This window comes from Phyllobacterium sp. 0TCS1.6A (genome assembly GCF_026420825.1).
GTDB lineage: Bacteria > Pseudomonadota > Alphaproteobacteria > Rhizobiales > Rhizobiaceae > Phyllobacterium.
This window is the reverse complement of the sequence record NZ_JAPMAB010000005.1, coordinates 186,808-202,779: the sequence shown is the minus strand read 5'-3', so window position 1 is coordinate 202,779 and position 15,972 is coordinate 186,808. Positions and strand designations below refer to the sequence as shown.

16 protein-coding genes and 1 pseudogene are annotated in these 15,972 nt (G+C 59.8%); 5 read left to right on the top strand and 12 right to left on the bottom strand.

Going from position 1 to position 15,972, the window contains the following annotated elements; genetic code table 11:
- Positions 1-12: 12 nt before the first annotated feature.
- On the bottom strand, positions 13-1,440 hold the full coding sequence (locus tag OSJ75_RS13265) for an MFS transporter (protein WP_267228400.1): 1,428 nt from the start codon (positions 1,438-1,440) through the stop codon (positions 13-15).
- Between the two features lie 120 nt (positions 1,441-1,560).
- Between OSJ75_RS13265 and OSJ75_RS13260 the strand changes: the two genes are divergently transcribed.
- From OSJ75_RS13260 to OSJ75_RS13245, 4 genes are all read left to right on the top strand, one after another.
- On the top strand, positions 1,561-2,460 hold the full coding sequence (locus OSJ75_RS13260; protein WP_267228399.1) for a LysR family transcriptional regulator: 900 nt from the start codon (positions 1,561-1,563) through the stop codon (positions 2,458-2,460).
- Positions 2,461-2,733: 273 nt separating this feature from the next.
- Positions 2,734-3,366 carry a pyridoxamine 5'-phosphate oxidase family protein gene (locus tag OSJ75_RS13255; protein WP_267228397.1) on the top strand — a complete coding sequence of 211 codons (633 nt, stop codon included), beginning with the start codon at positions 2,734-2,736 and terminating at the stop codon, positions 3,364-3,366.
- 566 nt (positions 3,367-3,932) lie between these two features.
- Positions 3,933-4,361, top strand: coding sequence for a hypothetical protein (locus OSJ75_RS13250; protein WP_267228396.1), 429 nt, complete (start codon positions 3,933-3,935; stop codon positions 4,359-4,361).
- A gap of 15 nt (positions 4,362-4,376) precedes the next feature.
- Complete coding sequence (locus OSJ75_RS13245) at positions 4,377-5,711, top strand: MFS transporter (RefSeq protein ID WP_250015065.1); 1,335 nt, start codon at positions 4,377-4,379, stop codon at positions 5,709-5,711.
- A gap of 30 nt (positions 5,712-5,741) precedes the next feature.
- Here the strand turns inward: OSJ75_RS13245 and OSJ75_RS13240 are convergent.
- The 9 genes and pseudogenes from OSJ75_RS13240 to katA all read right to left on the bottom strand — a co-directional run.
- Positions 5,742-5,854: pseudogene (locus OSJ75_RS13240) on the bottom strand (IS630 family transposase); the annotation flags it as partial.
- A gap of 37 nt (positions 5,855-5,891) precedes the next feature.
- Entirely contained in the window at positions 5,892-6,704 is an 813-nt protein-coding gene (locus tag OSJ75_RS13235) for a YoaK family protein (RefSeq protein WP_267228395.1), read from the bottom strand.
- Positions 6,705-7,123: 419 nt separating this feature from the next.
- Positions 7,124-8,680 (bottom strand): glutamine-hydrolyzing GMP synthase, encoded by a 1,557-nt coding sequence (gene guaA, locus OSJ75_RS13230; protein ID WP_267228394.1) that lies wholly within the window; start codon positions 8,678-8,680, stop codon positions 7,124-7,126.
- Between the two features lie 103 nt (positions 8,681-8,783).
- Positions 8,784-9,113, bottom strand: a complete 330-nt coding sequence (locus OSJ75_RS13225) for a type II toxin-antitoxin system HicB family antitoxin (RefSeq protein ID WP_250015072.1) — start codon at positions 9,111-9,113, stop codon at positions 8,784-8,786.
- Complete coding sequence (locus OSJ75_RS13220) at positions 9,110-9,370, bottom strand: type II toxin-antitoxin system HicA family toxin (protein WP_267228393.1); 261 nt, start codon at positions 9,368-9,370, stop codon at positions 9,110-9,112. The genes OSJ75_RS13225 and OSJ75_RS13220 overlap by 4 nt, the downstream gene beginning before the upstream one ends.
- Positions 9,371-9,413: 43 nt before the next feature.
- On the bottom strand, positions 9,414-10,052 hold the full coding sequence (locus OSJ75_RS13215; RefSeq protein ID WP_267228392.1) for a 5'-methylthioadenosine/S-adenosylhomocysteine nucleosidase: 639 nt from the start codon (positions 10,050-10,052) through the stop codon (positions 9,414-9,416).
- A gap of 1 nt (position 10,053) precedes the next feature.
- Positions 10,054-10,512 carry a TspO/MBR family protein gene (locus tag OSJ75_RS13210; protein WP_250015076.1) on the bottom strand — a complete coding sequence of 153 codons (459 nt, stop codon included), beginning with the start codon at positions 10,510-10,512 and terminating at the stop codon, positions 10,054-10,056.
- A 36-nt stretch (positions 10,513-10,548) separates the two neighbouring features.
- The gene (locus tag OSJ75_RS13205) at positions 10,549-11,838 is read right to left on the bottom strand and encodes an RsmB/NOP family class I SAM-dependent RNA methyltransferase (RefSeq protein WP_267228391.1); all 1,290 of its coding nucleotides are present in this window, start codon (positions 11,836-11,838) and stop codon (positions 10,549-10,551) included.
- Positions 11,839-11,957: 119 nt separating this feature from the next.
- Positions 11,958-13,454, bottom strand: a complete 1,497-nt coding sequence (gene katA / locus OSJ75_RS13200; RefSeq protein ID WP_250015081.1) for a catalase KatA — start codon at positions 13,452-13,454, stop codon at positions 11,958-11,960.
- 131 nt (positions 13,455-13,585) lie between these two features.
- Between katA and OSJ75_RS13195 the strand changes: the two genes are divergently transcribed.
- Positions 13,586-14,515: a hydrogen peroxide-inducible genes activator gene (locus tag OSJ75_RS13195; RefSeq protein WP_267228390.1), complete on the top strand. Its 930-nt coding sequence runs from the start codon at positions 13,586-13,588 to the stop codon at positions 14,513-14,515.
- 4 nt (positions 14,516-14,519) lie between these two features.
- Here the strand turns inward: OSJ75_RS13195 and OSJ75_RS13190 are convergent, their stop codons facing one another.
- Both OSJ75_RS13190 and OSJ75_RS13185 read right to left on the bottom strand, forming a co-directional pair.
- Positions 14,520-14,945, bottom strand: coding sequence for an MAPEG family protein (locus OSJ75_RS13190; protein ID WP_267228388.1), 426 nt, complete (start codon positions 14,943-14,945; stop codon positions 14,520-14,522).
- 17 nt (positions 14,946-14,962) lie between these two features.
- The gene (locus tag OSJ75_RS13185) at positions 14,963-15,877 is read right to left on the bottom strand and encodes a LysR family transcriptional regulator (RefSeq protein WP_267228387.1); all 915 of its coding nucleotides are present in this window, start codon (positions 15,875-15,877) and stop codon (positions 14,963-14,965) included.
- Positions 15,878-15,972 lie beyond the last annotated feature (95 nt).

The following is a 15,972-nucleotide window of genomic DNA, read 5'->3' as shown; positions in this document are numbered from 1 at the left end:
ATGCGTCTAAAGTCACTTGAACCCACCACCCTTCCGTTGCTTCGTGGAAGCGTAGATGTCTCCCAGGTGTCCCGCCAGTTCGTAACGGGCCCGGCTTAGGCTGACCAGGCCGGCAGTCGCCGCGCAGCCGGCAGAAATGGCCACCGCAGATTCCAGTGCTGCGGAGAGCGGCAGCGTTGCGAAGATGATTGACATCGAGATTCCACCCAAGGTCTGGCCGAGAAGCCGCGCGGTGCCCTGCATAGCGCCGGCCGCGCCGTTTCTCGCTTTCGGTGCGGAGAGAAGCAGAACCCGGTTGTTCGGCGTCTGGAACAGTCCGAATCCGAGGCCGGCAATCACCGTGCCGGCCAGAAATGCGATACCTTTCGGATCGGCCGGGCTGAAAGCGGCAACAAGGAGGCCGACGCTCATCAGCATCCCGCCTGTGGCGCAAAGCCATGCGGTCTTGACACGGTTTGCCAGACGCCCCGAAACCGGTGCGATGATCGCGGTCGCAATGGGCCAGGGCATCATGTAGAGCCCGGCCGAAACTGGTGTCATGTGCATTGTGTGCTGAAGATAGAAGGGGAGCGCGATGTAACTCAACATCTGGCCGCAGAAGCAGGATATCGAGGCGATGACCGCCACTCGGAATGCCGGTGCCGCCAGCAGATCCGTCGGAATGATCGGCGCCTCGCTACTGCGTTCCAGGCGCAGCAGGATAAGAAGGCAAGCGACCGAGGCGGCGACGAGGACCGCACCGCTGACCGGCGCGGTCGCTATCTGGTCGGCACCGCAGAAGAACAGGATGAACATCAGTGTGTTGGCCAGCAATGCCTTCGCGTTCAACTTCCGCTTTTTGCCCTCGACTTGCGCCAGCAAGCCGCCGCCGATGAGAACGATGGCGCCAAGAGGTATATTGACCGCAAACAACCAGGGCCAGGTCGTGACGGAAAGGACGGCGCCAGCAATTCCGGGGCCTGCCGCGGAAGAAATGGCAATAACCATGGCGTTGACGCCTATGATCGGACCAAGCATGTGCTGCGGCAACACCGAACGCAGGTTCATCATGGCGAGCGCCATGATCGCGCCCGCGCCAAGACCCTGCACGAAACGAGCCAGGATTAGGACGGGAAGGTCGCCCGCGAAGGCGCAGGCCGCGGAAGCTGCAGTGAACAATGCGACGCCAATCAAGAAGACCCGCCGCGGGCCGTAGATTTCGCCCAGCGCGCCACACGGAAGAAGGGCCACCAGCACGGCCAACTGATAGGCCGAGACCACCCATACGGTGCTTTCCGCCTGCGCGTGCAGCGAGAGCGCGATAGACGGCAAGGCGACGTTGGCAATGGCTCCGTCCAGGACGACGAGGACGGCCGCTAAAAGTATGAATATTGTGGCCAGGTACCGTCGAGGCGATGCCAGGCCGTCATTTGAAAGCGGCGCAGTGGAGGTGATGGACATTGAGAAACTCCCAGTCGTTGCCGGATGGCCGACTAATTAGCGCCAATCGGGTGATGGCGCCAGACGCAAAGAAGTCAACTGACAGTTGCGTACAACGCCATACTTGAGTAAATGAGCAATATGTCCGATCTCGACCTCAACCTTTTGGTGGCGCTGGATGCGTTGCTGCAGGAAAAAAGCGTGACTGCCGCCGCGCGCCGGCTTGGCCTCAGTACGTCCGCCATGAGCCGGACGCTGTCGCGGTTGAGGGCGAGGCTAGGCGATCCGATCCTGGTACCGGCCGGGCGTGGCATGGTTGCGACCCAGCATGCCTTGGCGATTGCCGCCGACGTGCATTCGTTGAGGGCCGCCGTGCAAACCGTGCTCAGTCCAGCATCGACCGTCGATATCCGGGACGTGCGGCGCCATTTCACCATCCGTGCCAATGAGGCATTCGTGCTTATCTTCGCCGCCGACCTGAGCGCCGCTGTGGCCGACGCGGCCCCAGGAATAAAGCTTCGGTTTGCGCCGAGGTCGGACAAGGATGTTCAATCCCTGCGAGACGCCGCAGTGGATCTGGACATCGGCGTCCTCCCGTCGGAGAGTGGAGAACTGCGTTGCCAGACCCTTTTCGAAGACCGCTACGTCGGTCTCGCAAAGACAGGTCACCCGATTTTCGATGCCAAGCAGATCACGGTCGGAAGCTATGCCGCCTGGGGGCACGTGGTCTTTTCACCGCAGGCGGATTTTGCCGGTCCGGTTGACAGGGCGCTCGCTGAACTCGGCGTTTACCGCGATGTCAGGCTGATAGTGCCAAGCTTTCCAGCGGTGATCGCCGTCGCGGCGGCATCCGATTTGATCGGCGCGATTCCGAAGTCGTATCATAAATCCGCCGCCACCAGCCAGATCAGGACGTTCGAGCTGCCGGTCGCCGTTCCGAGTTTCGACATCGTACAGGCGTGGCACCCGCGTATGGATGCGGACCCAGTTCATCGTTGGCTGAGGGCGTTGATTTTTGAGACGTTCAAATCGATGAAATGAGTACACCTCGCTCATGACGGCTATCGACGCAAACCTGAAGTCTGCGCCGAACGCGCTTTGCAAGGCGCAGCCGGTTGATTTGCGGCACCAACCAACCCGGTCGTCCACCTGGCCGTGATGAGTTACTCGACCTTAAATTCCTGGAGGCACACGAGGATGCACTTCAATAGGGTCTGCGAAACGGAAAATGGTTCCATCCGCGTCAGCGCTTGACAAGATTGATGTACGCACCTCATCTTGAGGCATTCATGAATGCCCCTTGGGAGGAGAGGTATGGACCCTAAATTCGTCATCGACAGCGAAGAAGCGTTGCGCGACCTTTACGCAGCCACGCATGACCTCGCCATACAGAAGTTTCAAGAAAGCCTTGGGGTACATGCGCAAGCATTTATCCGACGTTCGCCGTTCCTTTGTCTGGGCACGCAGGATCTAAACGGCCGGGCAGATGTGAGCCCACGTGGCGACCCGCCCGGTTTCGTGAGTATTCTGGACGACAGGACATTGGCGATCCCTGACCGTCCAGGCAACAATCGGTTGGACAGCCTTACCAACATCATAGCAAATCCCGCTGTGGGACTCTTGTTCATGATCCCAGGCTTCGACGACACCCTGCGCGTCAATGGAGTAGCACGCATCGTCACTGACCCGACTCTTCTCGGAACCATGTCTGTCAAAAACCGTGTTCCCACCCTCGCGATAGTGGTGCATGTCCGCGAAGTCTTTCTGCATTGCGCAAAGGCCCTCAGGCGCTCGCATATCTGGGATACAGCCTACCATCAGGATCGCAAACAGATGCCGTCGCTGATCAAGATGATACTTGATGAAACGACCGGAGCACCGGGAGAAGACGAAATGCGAAAGATCGATGCGGGTTTGGAGGAGGACTACAAGCAGACGATGTACTAGAATCATCCATCTGCGAGTCCCGGTAAGGTCAATGTCCCTTTATACAAAATCATGGCTGTTCATGGCTTGGGCAGTTCTTCTGCTCCTGACTTTCGATAGCTGGCTGCCACTCTTCCAGACCGTCTTTGGAACGAGCGGGACATATCCTGCAATGGTGTTCTGGGCCGGTCACGGCCTCGTCATGTTATTCTTCTTCGTCTGCCCGAACTGCGGGTTTTCCCTGTTCAGAAGCGAGACTTCGTTCTTGTGGATCACCCACCCATGGCCAAACAAGAAATGTTCTCGCTGCGGACGAGACCATACCAGCTGAGTTGGCGCGGTATGCCGCAGCATTCGTCAAGCAAAATTACCTCAAAGTAAAGTTTACGATGCCCTCACCGTGGGGGCTTCAAAGACGACAACGCGATCTTTTTATTCCTCCAAGCTATAGCTGTATCCATTCTTCTCAGTAGTCAACGAACGAACTGTCTCTTATGCCTTTGAAAGGCAGCACTCCTTTCGAATGCGCTGCAACATCATTCGCGCTCTAGATGCGAAGAGACGAAGCAGTACAGGGATTGTTCTGAATGGTGCTTCTCAATTATCTGACACGGATCCAATTTGGCTTTGGATCCTTGGCTCTGCTAAAGGGGAAGTGCGATATTCTCGGCATGCGCCGGCCCTTGATCGTAGCCGATGCGGGCGTGCACAAGGCAGACATCCCTGACCCGGCTCTTGAACAGCTTTCGCCGCAAACGGTCGTCACCGTTTTTGATGCCACGCCGCCCAGTCGAAACGACGTTCTTTTGCCCGCTGCATTCAACAATGATGGCGCCTCGGCTGTGCAGGAGCAGAAGATCGAGCGCCTTGCTCATGTGACGGGCATAGCCAGGACGCCCGAAATCGACATCCAACACCAGTCCGCGCCAAGCCTCGCAGGACGATCTGGGTCACCGTTGTACCGACCGGCCGGCGCGACGGAAGCACATCTTCGCGCATACAACAAAAAAACATAATAGGAGGAATAGTTGATGATACCGGGAAATTCCGCAGCACAGCCGATTGTCTCAGAGGCCGCGGCGGCCGTGCTTCGCAAGGCCACGTGGCGCATTGTGCCGCTCTTCGTCGCCTGTTTCGTAATGTCCTATCTCGATCGCGTGAATGTCAGTTTCGCCAAGCTGCAAATGCAGAGCGAATTGGGGCTCTCCGAAGCCGCGTATGGCTTGGGCGCCAGCATCTTTTTTGTCGGATATCTTTTGTTCGAGGTCCCGAGCAACATCATCCTCGCCAGAGTGGGATCACGGCGCTGGATCGCTCGCATCATGATCAGCTGGGGCATCGCTTCGGCTGCCATGATGTTCGTACGCTCCGAAACGGTGTTCTACCTATTGCGCTTTCTGCTGGGCGTTCTGGAAGCGGGCTTCGTCCCAGGCGTGGTATTTTGCTTCATGCACTGGTTCCCGGCCAGCCTGCGCGGCCGTATCAATTCCTGGTTCTTCATGTCCATCGCGCTCTGCGGCCTCATCGGCGGTCCAATCTCCGGCGCCATCATGAAATACATGAATGAGATTGGCGGCTTGGCGGGCTGGCAGTGGCTGTTCCTGCTTGAGGGCATTCCCTCGGTCCTTCTCGGCCTGCTGGTCCTGATCCTGCTCGACGACCGCGTCGACGACGCCAAGTGGCTAACCGCCCACGAAAAGGAGCTGCTGAAGGCCCGTCTTGCCCAGGATCCGAAGGTCAGCGATAACCATTCCTTCAGCGCCGCGCTCAAGGAGCCGTCCACCTACGTCTTTTCGCTGATCTATCTCGGTCTTGCCATGGGCATTTACGGCATCATCTTCTGGATGCCGCAGCTTGTGAAAACTGCGGGCACCACCGACACCTTCGTCATCGGGCTCATCACCATGATTCCCTATGTGGTGGCGTTGGCTTTGATTCCGTTGATCGCCCGCAGTTCTGATCGTATGGGCGAGCGCCGCTGGCATCTCGTGGGCTGTGCGGTAGCGGGAATGGTGGGCTATGTGATGTGCGGAGCGTTCGGCAACAGTCTGTTCGCGTTGCTGATCGGCCTCTCCGTGGCGGCCACCGGCATCATTGGCTCTTTCGGCCTGTTCTGGATGCTGCCGGCGCGGGTGCTCAGCGGCATGGCCGCAGCGGCAGGCATAGCGCTCATCAATTCCATCGGCCAGATTGGCGGCATCATCGGCCCCTACGCCGTCGGTCTGGTGAAAGACGCCACGGGCAGTGCGGATATGGCCCTTTACGGCATCGCGGCAGTATGTGGCATCTCCGGCGTGTTGATCGCCTGGTGCTTGCCGCGCAACCTCTATCAGCGCGACCATCGGGTGACGGCATTGTCAGGTTGATTTCCGTCAACCGTTGTGCGCCAGGCTTGAGGGGCCATCGAAGACGCACGGCGCGGTCGGCCGGTCGCAGCGCAAGGCGCCGAGGAAGGTGAGCGTGCGCCAGCGGCCGTGCGGGTAAAGCCGCGCAGCCGCTTGCCCCTCGGCCAGCGAAGCTCCACCTTCGAACAAGCTATTGCTTGATTATTCTGTTCTCACGCGTTGACTGCGCGTCTTCAAAACACCAGGAACTGCGAGGACGTACAAAATTCCAGCAGCGATGAACAGCAGAGCGGCTTCGAATTCGCGATAGATCGCAACGCCGATAAGACCGCCCAACAAGAACGATGCGACAATATTCAAATGCAGCAGCAGCTTGCTGGCAGTTTCCCCCGAGTCGATCTTCCGTTCGTGTCCTAATGCGATATCGCATAGCATACCGATCCCAATGCCAATGTCGGTTGCCATGCCAGAGACATGGGTAGTCCGTATCCGGGCATTTGAGATTCGAGTGACAATCGCATTCTGGAGACCCATGAGGAAACTCAATCCAAAGACCAGAATGGACGTCCGAACGCTGGCGTTGGCAAAAATATCGACGAACCCAAGGCCAACCAGCAAAGACGCTTCGAGCAAAATACTATAAGCGTATATGCCCGCTATCTTCCGTCTCCGTCCGGCATTGACCAGCAGGGTAGAGAGAGCCGCCCCACAAACAAACGAGACGACAATAAGACCTGCGAAAAGCCCCAGTGAAAAGTCTCCTGTGGCCAGATGGTCGGATACCAAGGACACATTACCTGTCATGTTGGCTGAAAAGAAGCCTACCGCATGGAACGCGGCTGCATTCAATGCGCCTGCAACCGCAGCGAGCGTATTTCCAAGTTGAAAATCAACACCGATGCGACGAGCTTCTCCAACATTCACAAGCATTTCGAAGGATCCGGTTTCATGTTTTCCGATGATAAAGCATGACGACTGGATTGGCGTCAAAGGAGTTCTGACTGTAAGCTCCATGCGCGCGTCCCCGGCAAAGTCGGGGTGACAAAATGAACGGGCGGTTGGATCCTTTGCGTCGACTCGCGCATAATCTAAGCTGGCATGCTTGTGCTCGCCTGGAATTTCTCGGCAATGACGGTTTCCCGCGTAGCCGCGCAGCCGGGCATGGGAAAGTCCCACTCTTTGGCGCCAGGTTCCACTGCGGGAATAATGGGCGTGATTGCAACGGGTCAGTTCAAAAAAGTACCGTCGCGAGCCTCATTTCTCATGACGGTACTTTCGAAATCGGCAATATGAGCAAGGGTCGTCAACCGTGACGGTACGTGTGATCTGTGCCCACCGATAGGTGTCGATAGGCACCGTCAAGAAAATTATATTGTTTCAGTGCGTTATGTCGTACCGCAGCGTAAATTCAGCGGCGTTCGGATGGGCCTGAATCATTCCCACTCGATCGTGCCGGGGGGCTTGGAGGTAACGTCGTAGACGACACGGTTGATGCCCTTCACCTCGTTGATGATGCGCGTTGCCGCCTGGCCGAGGAAGCTCATATCATAGTGATAGAAATCGGCGGTCATGCCGTCGACCGAGGTCACGGCCCGTAGCGCGCAGACGAATTCATAGGTCCGGCCATCGCCCATCACGCCGACCGTCTGCACGGGCAGGAGCACGGCAAAGGCCTGCCAGATCACGTCATAAAGCCCGGCCTTGCGGATCTCGTCGAGATAGACTGCATCGGCTTCGCGCAGGATTTCCAGCTTCTCGCGCGTCACGCCGCCGGGGCAGCGGATGGCGAGGCCAGGACCCGGGAAAGGATGACGGCCGATGAAATGATCGGGCAGCCCGAGTTCCTTGCCAAGGACGCGCACTTCATCCTTGAAGAGCTCGCGCAGCGGCTCGACGAGCTGCATGTTCATGCGCTCCGGCAGGCCGCCGACATTGTGATGCGACTTGATCGTCACCGAGGGTCCGCCGGTGAAGGAAACGCTCTCGATAACGTCGGGATAGAGCGTGCCCTGGGCGAGGAAATCGGCACCGCCGAGCTTCTTTGCTTCCTCTTCGAACACTTCGATGAACAGCCGGCCGATCGTCTTGCGCTTCTTCTCCGGGTCCGCCTCGCCTTCCAGCGCATCGATGAAACGATCTTGCGCGTTCACCAGCACCAGCGGCAGATTGTAATGTTCGCGGAACATCTCCACGACGTCGGCGGCTTCATTCTTGCGCATGAGGCCATGGTCGACGAGGATACAGGTCAGCTGGTCGCCAACGGCCTCATGGATGAGCAGCGCCGCAACGGAGGAATCGACGCCGCCGGAGAGCGCGCAGATGACCTTCTTGTCGCCCACCTGCTTGCGGATGAGTTCGACAGCCTTCTCGCGATAGGCGGACATCGACCAATCGCCCTCGATGCCGGCGATGCGATGCACGAAATTCTGCAGCAGCTTGGAACCGTCCGGCGTATGCACCACCTCCGGGTGGAACTGCACGGCGTAATAGCGCCGCTCCTCATTGGCGATGGCGGCAAACGGCGCGCCGGTCGACGTACCGACGACCTTGAAGCCTTCGGGTATCGACACGACGCGGTCGCCATGGCTCATCCACACCTGATGGCGGGTGCCCTTGGCCCATACGCCCTCGAACAGCGCGCATTCGGCCTGGATGTCGAGAAATGCACGGCCGAACTCGCGGTGATGGCCGCCCTCGACCTTGCCGCCGAGCTGGGCGCACATGGTCTGTTCGCCATAGCAGATGCCGAGCACCGGAATATCGGCCTCGAATATCGCCTGCGGTGCACGCGGGGACCCGATGTCGATAGTCGAATGCGGGCTACCGGAAAGGATGACGGCCTTGGGCTTCAACTGCCGGAATGCTGCTTCGGCGGACTGAAACGGAACGATTTCGGAGTAAACGCCAGCCTCGCGGACGCGCCGCGCGATCAGCTGCGTTACCTGGCTGCCAAAATCGATGATAAGAACGGTGTCGGGAGGAGTGCTCATGGCGGGCCTTTAAAGCAAATCGAAGACAGGTGCAATGGATAGTCGAGCCCTGCGACCAAGTCATCCAGTTCCTGATAAAACGCGACAGGCCGGCCCGGAAAATTCAGCGGATGGAACGCTCGAGAGCGGCAACCACCCATTTGTTCAAACTTACGCCGGCACGCCGCGCGGCAGTCGAAACTGCCTTGTGCAGGACCGGCTCGGTGCGGATCACGAACTGCCCGGAGAACGGCTTCTCGGGCTCTTCGCCCCGCTCTTCACAAAATCGTAGATAGTCTTCGATCGAATCGGCAAAGGCCTGCTTCAGGCCCGACGCCGATTCTCCCTGAAACGTAATCACATCGCGAAGATTGATGACTTCGCCGTGAAAAAGCCCGGCATCCTCGTCGAACTCAATGATGGCTTCATAGCCCTTGTAATGCATCGTCGTCATGGCCGTATCTCTGCTTCCTGTAAGAACCGCCGCACCGATTTAACCGCGCCCTTGTCCGTTTCCTTCTGCGGATGAGGACGATGGAACACCGCCCGAACATTCTTCAACGCCACTCGAACGCGGGATCCGCTTCCTTCGCTGATCTCGGCGCCACAGGCGATGAACAGGGCTTCGATGTCCCGCCAGGCGATTGTCGCACGAACCGGATCAGCGAAAATCCCTGCAAGCGTCTCGGCGTGTCTTTTGCTCAAATTCATATAATAGTATCATATTCTAGTATCAATATACAAGATTGCGAATTTAAATAGAGGTAGTCCCGTCCTCGATTGCGCTTGCCATCAATTCCACGGCCTGTGCCAATTTCTCGTCGATGACGTGCAGATATTCCGTCCAGTCGTTGAGGTGCTGGAGTTCCCTCGCACCATCCGAGATGCCGCGCAGGCCGATCAGCGGAATCCCGAAGCGCTGGCAGGCCCGCAGGATCGAGAACGTCTCCATTTCCACCATGTCGGCATCGACAAGGTCATAGGCCGGGCCGGACACGATATTGGCGCCGGACGAGAGCGAGGCCTCCTTGATGCCGGGAATGCGATGCGGCAGCGGCACCTTGACCGGAAGGTCGAGGAAGGGCGTCGCACCCTTGACGAAACCGAGTGGCGAGGCATCCATGTCCCGGTAGGACACGCTCGTCGCCTGGTAGATTTCCGTCTGCTCGAGGCTGCGCGAACCCGCCGAACCGAGGGAGACGACCAGATGCGGCAGCGACGCATTGGCGGCGAGGCTGGCGAGGGTCGCAGCGATGCTGACGGCCGATTCCACCGGCCCGACGCCGGTGATCAGCGGCTTGAACAGCCGCTGCAGATGGGGACCGTATTCCGCATCGACCGCCATGACGAACAGCACCCGCCTGCCCGCGATCATCACTATGTCTTCAAGCATGTCAGGCACTGCCATTGAGGTAAAGGAGGGAGGCGTTGAGCAGCGTCGCGAAGGCGACCCAGAGCAGATAGGGCAGGAAAAGCGCGGCTGCGGTACGTTCGGCGTTCCAGCTGGCCTTGATGAAGGCCACTATGGCGACGAGGAGCAGGATTATGACGGCAAGCGCCGTCGCCATGCCCTGGAAACCGAAAAAGGCCGGCGACCAGAGGAAGTTCAGCACCAGTTGCGCCCACCAGAGCTGCTGCGGCCGCGCCAGGCCGCGATCCCAGACCCGCCAGCCGGCAATGGCAATGAGAACGTAAAGCACGGTCCAGACGGGCGCGAATAGCCAGTTTGGCGGGTTGAACGGCGGCTTGGCCAGGCCCGCATACCATTCGCCGGGAAGCGTGATGTAACCAATCGCCAGGCCGCCGCCGACGACGAGAACGAGAAACAGCAGGAACGCCACGGAACGGGACATGTTGAGACCTCGTCTACACTGGCGGCTGTTGTAGCCTTATTTGCCGCGCCTGAGAACCGAAATGAAAAAGCCGTCGGTAGAGGTGGCCAGCGGCGACAGGATTGCGGCGCCGTCGCGGAACAGCGGCCGCAGCGAGGGGTCGGCTTCCACCACCTCGTCCCATCGCGGCTGCGTATCCACCGGCGTGAAATCGGCATTGTTCTCAAGGAAAACGCTCACCTGCCGTGCATTCTCGGCTGCGAACAGCGAGCAGGTGATGTAGACGAGGCGGCCGGAGGGCTTCACATAGGCCTTTGCTGCCTCAAGTACATCGCGCTGTTCGACCATGCGCCGCTCCAGTTGCTGCTCGCTGAGGCGCCATTTCGCATCGGGCCGCCGCCGCCATGTGCCGGACCCCGTACAGGGCGCGTCGACGAGAACGAGGTCCATCTGCCTTTCGAACTGGGCAAGATCGCCGATGCTCGCATGCGGCTGCGTGTTGCGCACGCCGGCGCGTTTCAGGCGGTCGAAGATCGGCGCGAGGCGTGCGCGCTCCGCGTCGAAGGCATGGATCTGGCCCTTGTTGCCCATATCCGCGGCCATGGCCAGCGTCTTGCCGCCGGCACCGGCGCAATAGTCGAGCACCTGCTGGCCGGGCTGCACATTCGCCAGCTTCGCGGCCAGCTGCGAGCCGAGGTCCTGTACTTCGAAAAGGCCGCGCTGGAAGGCAGGCTCGGCCTGCACATTCGGATGGCGGCCCATGGCGCGCAGCGGCGCTATGCGCATGGCCGATCCAAGCAGCGGCGCGGCGACGGCGCCGGCCCGGGCGAGTTCCTTCAGCACCTTGTCGCGGTTGGCCTTCAATGTGTTGACGCGCAGATCGACGGGCGGCCTGTCGCCGAGGGCGGCAGCCTCGGCAATCCAGTCGTCGCCGAATACAGCCTCGAAATGCGGCACGCACCATTCCGGCACGTCCGCGCGGACGAAATCCGGCGCCTGCGACAGCTGCCGGGTCTGCCAGTTTTCGAGCTGAACGGCCTCGATGGGCGCCGGCGCGAACTTGTCGCCCGCCAGCATCTCCTCGATGGCTTCATTGCTCAGTTCCGCATCGGAAAGCAGGACGCCATAGGCGATGTGGCGCGCCGAATCGCTATCCATGCGCCAGGCGAGCGATTGCCTGCGGCGCAGCGCATCATAAACGATATTGCCGATCACCGCCCGATCGCCGGCGCCGGCGAAACGATGCGAGAGACCCCAATCCTTTAACGCGTCGGAAGCCGGCCGCTTGCGGGTCTCGATATCTTCCAGCACTTCGATCGCGGCCTGCAGGCGTCCACCAAGTCGCATATACGTTCCTTTTGCTAATCCTTGCCCGTCGCATACATGGCAATGAGCATAAAAGAAAGCCGGGGCACGAGACCCCGGCTTTCGCGTTCAATCTGTCGCAGTGGAAACGGTGCGCGTTCCTACTCGGCGGCGACGTTCTTCTCGTCGTTCGAAATGGCATTGGCCTCGTAGCCATGCGCCTCTTTCAGCGCAGCGCGGACACCTGCTTCATAATCGGGATGGACGCGGCCGAAATGGACGAGCTGACGCTCGATGATATTGCCCGGAACGCCGCCCATCGCAGCGGCGATGTTGGAGAACAGGCGCGCGCGCTGTGCCTCGTCGAAGAGGTTGAACAGAGCCGTGACCTGGCCGTAATCATCATTGCCGACGCGGTGGTTGTAGCGGTCCGCATCACCTGACAGGCGCAGCGGCGGCTCCTTCGCGGCCGGCTGCTCGGCAGCGCCCGAGAAGCTGTTGGGCTCGTAATAGGCGTCGACATTGCCGGTCTTCTGGCCGAAGAAATTCATCGAGCCGTCCTTGTGGTAGTGATGGACCGGGCATTTCGGCGCGTTGACCGGCAGGGCTTCGTAATGCGTACCGAGGCGATAGCGATGCGCATCGGCATAGGAGAATACCCGGGCCTGCAGCATCTTGTCCGGCGAATGGCCGATGCCGGGAACGATATTGGACGGCGAGAAGGCAGCCTGTTCGATCTCGGCGAAATAATTATCGGCGTTGCGGTTGAGTTCGAGCACGCCGATCTCGATCGGCGGGAATTCGCCATGCGGCCAAACCTTGGTGAGATCGAACGGATTGTAGCTCGTACGTTCCGCTTCGGCCTCGGTCATGACCTGCACCTGAACGGTCCATTTCGGATATTCGCCGCGCTCGATGCCGCCGAAGAGTTCTTCCTGGTAGGTTTCGCGCGACTTGCCGATCAGTTCTTCCGCTTCCGCATTGGTATAGAAGCGGTGCCCCTGCTGGGTCTTGAAGTGGAACTTGACCCAGAAGCGCTCGCCCGCATCGTTCCAGAAGGAATAGGTGTGCGAGCCATAGCCGTTCATGTACATCGGCGCGACCGGCAGGCCGCGGTCCGACATCAGGATCGTTACCTGATGCAGGCTTTCCGGCGAAAGCGACCAGAAGTCCCACATGGCGGTAGCCGAACGCAGGTTGGTGCGGGGGTGACGCTTCTGCGTGTGGATGAAATCCGGGAATTTCAGTGGATCGCGGACGAAGAAAACCGGCGTATTGTTGCCGACAAGGTCCCAATTGCCTTCGCTCGTATAGAACTTGATGGCAAAGCCGCGCACATCGCGCTCGGCATCGGCTGCACCAAGCTCACCGGCCACGGTCGAGAAACGCAGCAGCAGCGGCGTCTCGGCGCCGGGCTGAAGCGCCTTGGCCTTCGTGTAGCGGGAAATGTCCCCGGTGATCTTCAATGTGCCATAGGCACCCCAGCCCTTGGCGTGAACGACGCGCTCCGGAATACGCTCGCGGTTCTGGTGGGCAAGCTTTTCGAGCAGCTGATAATCGTCGAGCAGTACGGGACCGCGCTCACCAGCAGTCTTGGAATTCTGGTTATCGGAAACCGGCGCACCGGCGGTCGTCGTCAATGTTGGACGGTCGGCCATGAAGCTCTCCCCTGATTTACGTTCGTGATAAATGGATAGGCGCCGCATGGGCTCCTCTCGCCAACCATAGAACAGTTCTAATCATAGTTTCCAATTGTATTTAGAATTATTATTGATAGGATAAACCTATCATGTTTTCCGTCCGCCAGATGCGCTATTTCGATGTCCTCGCGACGACGCTGCATTTCCGCAAGGCAGCCGAAGCGGCGCGGATTTCGCAGCCCGCGCTCTCGGCGCAGATCGCGGAGATGGAGACGAGGCTCGGCATGCCGCTCTTCGAGCGCACACGCAGGAACGTGGTGCTGACGGAGACCGGACGACGGCTGCTGCCGAAAATCCGCAATATTCTCGACGAGATCCGGGCGCTGGACGATTTCGCCTCGGAGAAGCGTGGCATATTGCGCGGCGAATTGCGGCTCGGGATCATTCCGACGATTGCGCCCTATCTCCTGCCGGTGCTGATACCGGATCTGCGCGCCTCCTATCCGGATCTTTCCATGGAACTGCGCGAGGCGGTGACATCGAAGCTCGTGGAGGATCTGCGCCTCGGCGAACTCGACGTTCTTCTTGTTGCGCTGCCGATCGATCATGAGGGCCTGCACACCGAGCCGCTCTTTCGCGATCGCTTCCTCATTGCGACCTCGAGCAATGACCGCGACATACTCGCCTCACCGCTGACGCAGGAAAGCGTTGCGCTGGAACGACTGCTGCTGCTGGAAGAGGGGCACTGCCTGCGCGATCAGGCGCTGGCAGTATGCGGCAACGTCAAGCAGCGCCAATTGGTCAATTACGGTGCGACGAGCCTCGCCACGCTGCTGCAGATGGTGAGCCACGGCATGGGGCTGACGCTCATTCCCGAGATCGCCGTTCGCACGGAAGCAACGCGGTCCGACGTGCGGATCGCGTCCTTCGCCGCGCCTGAACCGGCACGAGAGATCGGCCTGGTCTGGCGCAAGCAGAGCGCGCGAAAGGATGATTTCGAAGCGCTGGCGAAGGCGATAGCCAGTTGCAGCAAGCAGCTTATCCTGTCAGAGTCGGAGCTCGGCCAATTGGCCGCCTGACATCTCACGCCGCCGGCGGCAGCAGCAGCTGCAGCGCAAGCAACAGCCATAGCAGGCCGTTCAGAATGAAACCCAGCGCAAACAGCACCTGGCGATAACGCAGGCGGTTGGTCGTCGTGTGGACAAGCGTATGGGCGAAACGGGTGCCGACGAACAGCCAGGCGACGATGACTGCGGCCATATCCGCTCCACGCGTCATATAGAGCGCGAGGCAGACCACATAGAAGAGCACCGGCAGTTCGAACAGATTGACGAGATTGCGGATCGTCGTCGCGCTGGCTTGCGGATCGGCAAGCGGAATCCTGAAATCGCTCGGCTTGGCCTGCCCTGCCCGCACAGCGATGGCGCGGCGGACGAGCAGCAGGCCATAGACGGCGTAGATCAATGCGGTGAGCGCAATCATCGGCCAGAATATCGCTGTTTGTGCCATTGTTCCCCCAATTGGTTCTATGCGCTGCGGCCAGCCTTTATACCCGGTATGCGGGACAGCGCCAGTGCGAGAAACTCCACGAACAGGCGGGTCTTGCGCGGCACGAAGCGGCCGCTTGGGTAGACGGCATGAATCTCGAGCGGCGCATATGAATAGGCCGGCAATATCCGCACCAGCCGGCCATCATCGAGATCGGACTGGACGAGCGGCAATTGCGCCCCGCCAATGCCGAGGCCAGAGAGCAGTGCCTTGTTGAGCACGAAGGCATTATTGGCAAGAAATACCGGCCGCACCGGCACGTCCACCGGCCCCTCAGGGCCGAGCAGCGGTATGCTGTCGCCCCGTGGCGACCAGATGAAGCCGACATGCGGATGCTGGTCCAGTTCTGCCGGCGTCCCGGGTGAGCCGTTCGCCGCAATATAGCCGGCGGATGCCACCAATATGCGATCGAAACTGCCGAGCTTTCGCGCCACCAGACCGGAGGACGGCATGGAGCCGAGCCGGATCGCCACATCGATCCCCTCTGCGATCAGGTCGGAATATCGATCGTCGAGCAGCAGTTCGACGACAAGGCCGGGATAGTCCCGCCGAAACGCGATCAGCGCATCCGCCAGGTCAGTCTGCCCGAGGCCGACCGGCCCGCTCACCCTGAGCACGCCATGCAGTTCGCTTGTCTGCGCCCTTACCGCGTCTTCCGCCTCTTCCAGCGCCTGCACGATCTGCTGCGCCTGCCGATAATAGGCAGCACCACTGTCGCTGAGCGTCAGGCGCCGGGTCGAACGGTGAAACAACCGCGCGCCGAGATGGCGTTCGAGCGCCGCGATCTGCTGGCTCACAGCCGGTTGGCTCAACCCAAGCTCCCGCGCCGCAGCCGAAAACGTTCCCCGTTCGGCGACGCGCATGAAGGTAGCCATGACAGCAAGCTTGTCCATATCGCTCCTCAAAGTATTACTTATATATGCTATTGAATTTTGCCGCCTGTGCAAAGCATGCTGAATGAATGATGTTCAGGGCCAAAGGAGATGGC

What these genes read in the sequence shown, in the direction of transcription:
- OSJ75_RS13265 (WP_267228400.1), bottom strand. Translation starts at nt 1,440, where the DNA reads ATGTCCATCACCTCCACTGCGCCGCTTTCAAATGACGGCCTGGCATCG.
- OSJ75_RS13260 (WP_267228399.1), top strand. Translation starts at nt 1,561, where the DNA reads ATGTCCGATCTCGACCTCAACCTTTTGGTGGCGCTGGATGCGTTGCTG.
- guaA (WP_267228394.1), bottom strand. Translation starts at nt 8,680, where the DNA reads ATGAGCACTCCTCCCGACACCGTTCTTATCATCGATTTTGGCAGCCAG.
- OSJ75_RS13190 (WP_267228388.1), bottom strand. Translation starts at nt 14,945, where the DNA reads ATGGCACAAACAGCGATATTCTGGCCGATGATTGCGCTCACCGCATTG.
- OSJ75_RS13245 (WP_250015065.1), top strand. Translation starts at nt 4,377, where the DNA reads ATGATACCGGGAAATTCCGCAGCACAGCCGATTGTCTCAGAGGCCGCG.
- OSJ75_RS13210 (WP_250015076.1), bottom strand. Translation starts at nt 10,512, where the DNA reads ATGTCCCGTTCCGTGGCGTTCCTGCTGTTTCTCGTTCTCGTCGTCGGC.
- OSJ75_RS13220 (WP_267228393.1), bottom strand. Translation starts at nt 9,370, where the DNA reads ATGAATTTGAGCAAAAGACACGCCGAGACGCTTGCAGGGATTTTCGCT.
- OSJ75_RS13215 (WP_267228392.1), bottom strand. Translation starts at nt 10,052, where the DNA reads ATGCTTGAAGACATAGTGATGATCGCGGGCAGGCGGGTGCTGTTCGTC.
- OSJ75_RS13195 (WP_267228390.1), top strand. Translation starts at nt 13,586, where the DNA reads ATGTTTTCCGTCCGCCAGATGCGCTATTTCGATGTCCTCGCGACGACG.
- OSJ75_RS13250 (WP_267228396.1), top strand. Translation starts at nt 3,933, where the DNA reads ATGGTGCTTCTCAATTATCTGACACGGATCCAATTTGGCTTTGGATCC.
- katA (WP_250015081.1), bottom strand. Translation starts at nt 13,454, where the DNA reads ATGGCCGACCGTCCAACATTGACGACGACCGCCGGTGCGCCGGTTTCC.
- OSJ75_RS13255 (WP_267228397.1), top strand. Translation starts at nt 2,734, where the DNA reads ATGGACCCTAAATTCGTCATCGACAGCGAAGAAGCGTTGCGCGACCTT.
- OSJ75_RS13185 (WP_267228387.1), bottom strand. Translation starts at nt 15,877, where the DNA reads ATGGACAAGCTTGCTGTCATGGCTACCTTCATGCGCGTCGCCGAACGG.
- OSJ75_RS13235 (WP_267228395.1), bottom strand. Translation starts at nt 6,704, where the DNA reads ATGGAGCTTACAGTCAGAACTCCTTTGACGCCAATCCAGTCGTCATGC.
- OSJ75_RS13225 (WP_250015072.1), bottom strand. Translation starts at nt 9,113, where the DNA reads ATGACGACGATGCATTACAAGGGCTATGAAGCCATCATTGAGTTCGAC.
- OSJ75_RS13205 (WP_267228391.1), bottom strand. Translation starts at nt 11,838, where the DNA reads ATGCGACTTGGTGGACGCCTGCAGGCCGCGATCGAAGTGCTGGAAGAT.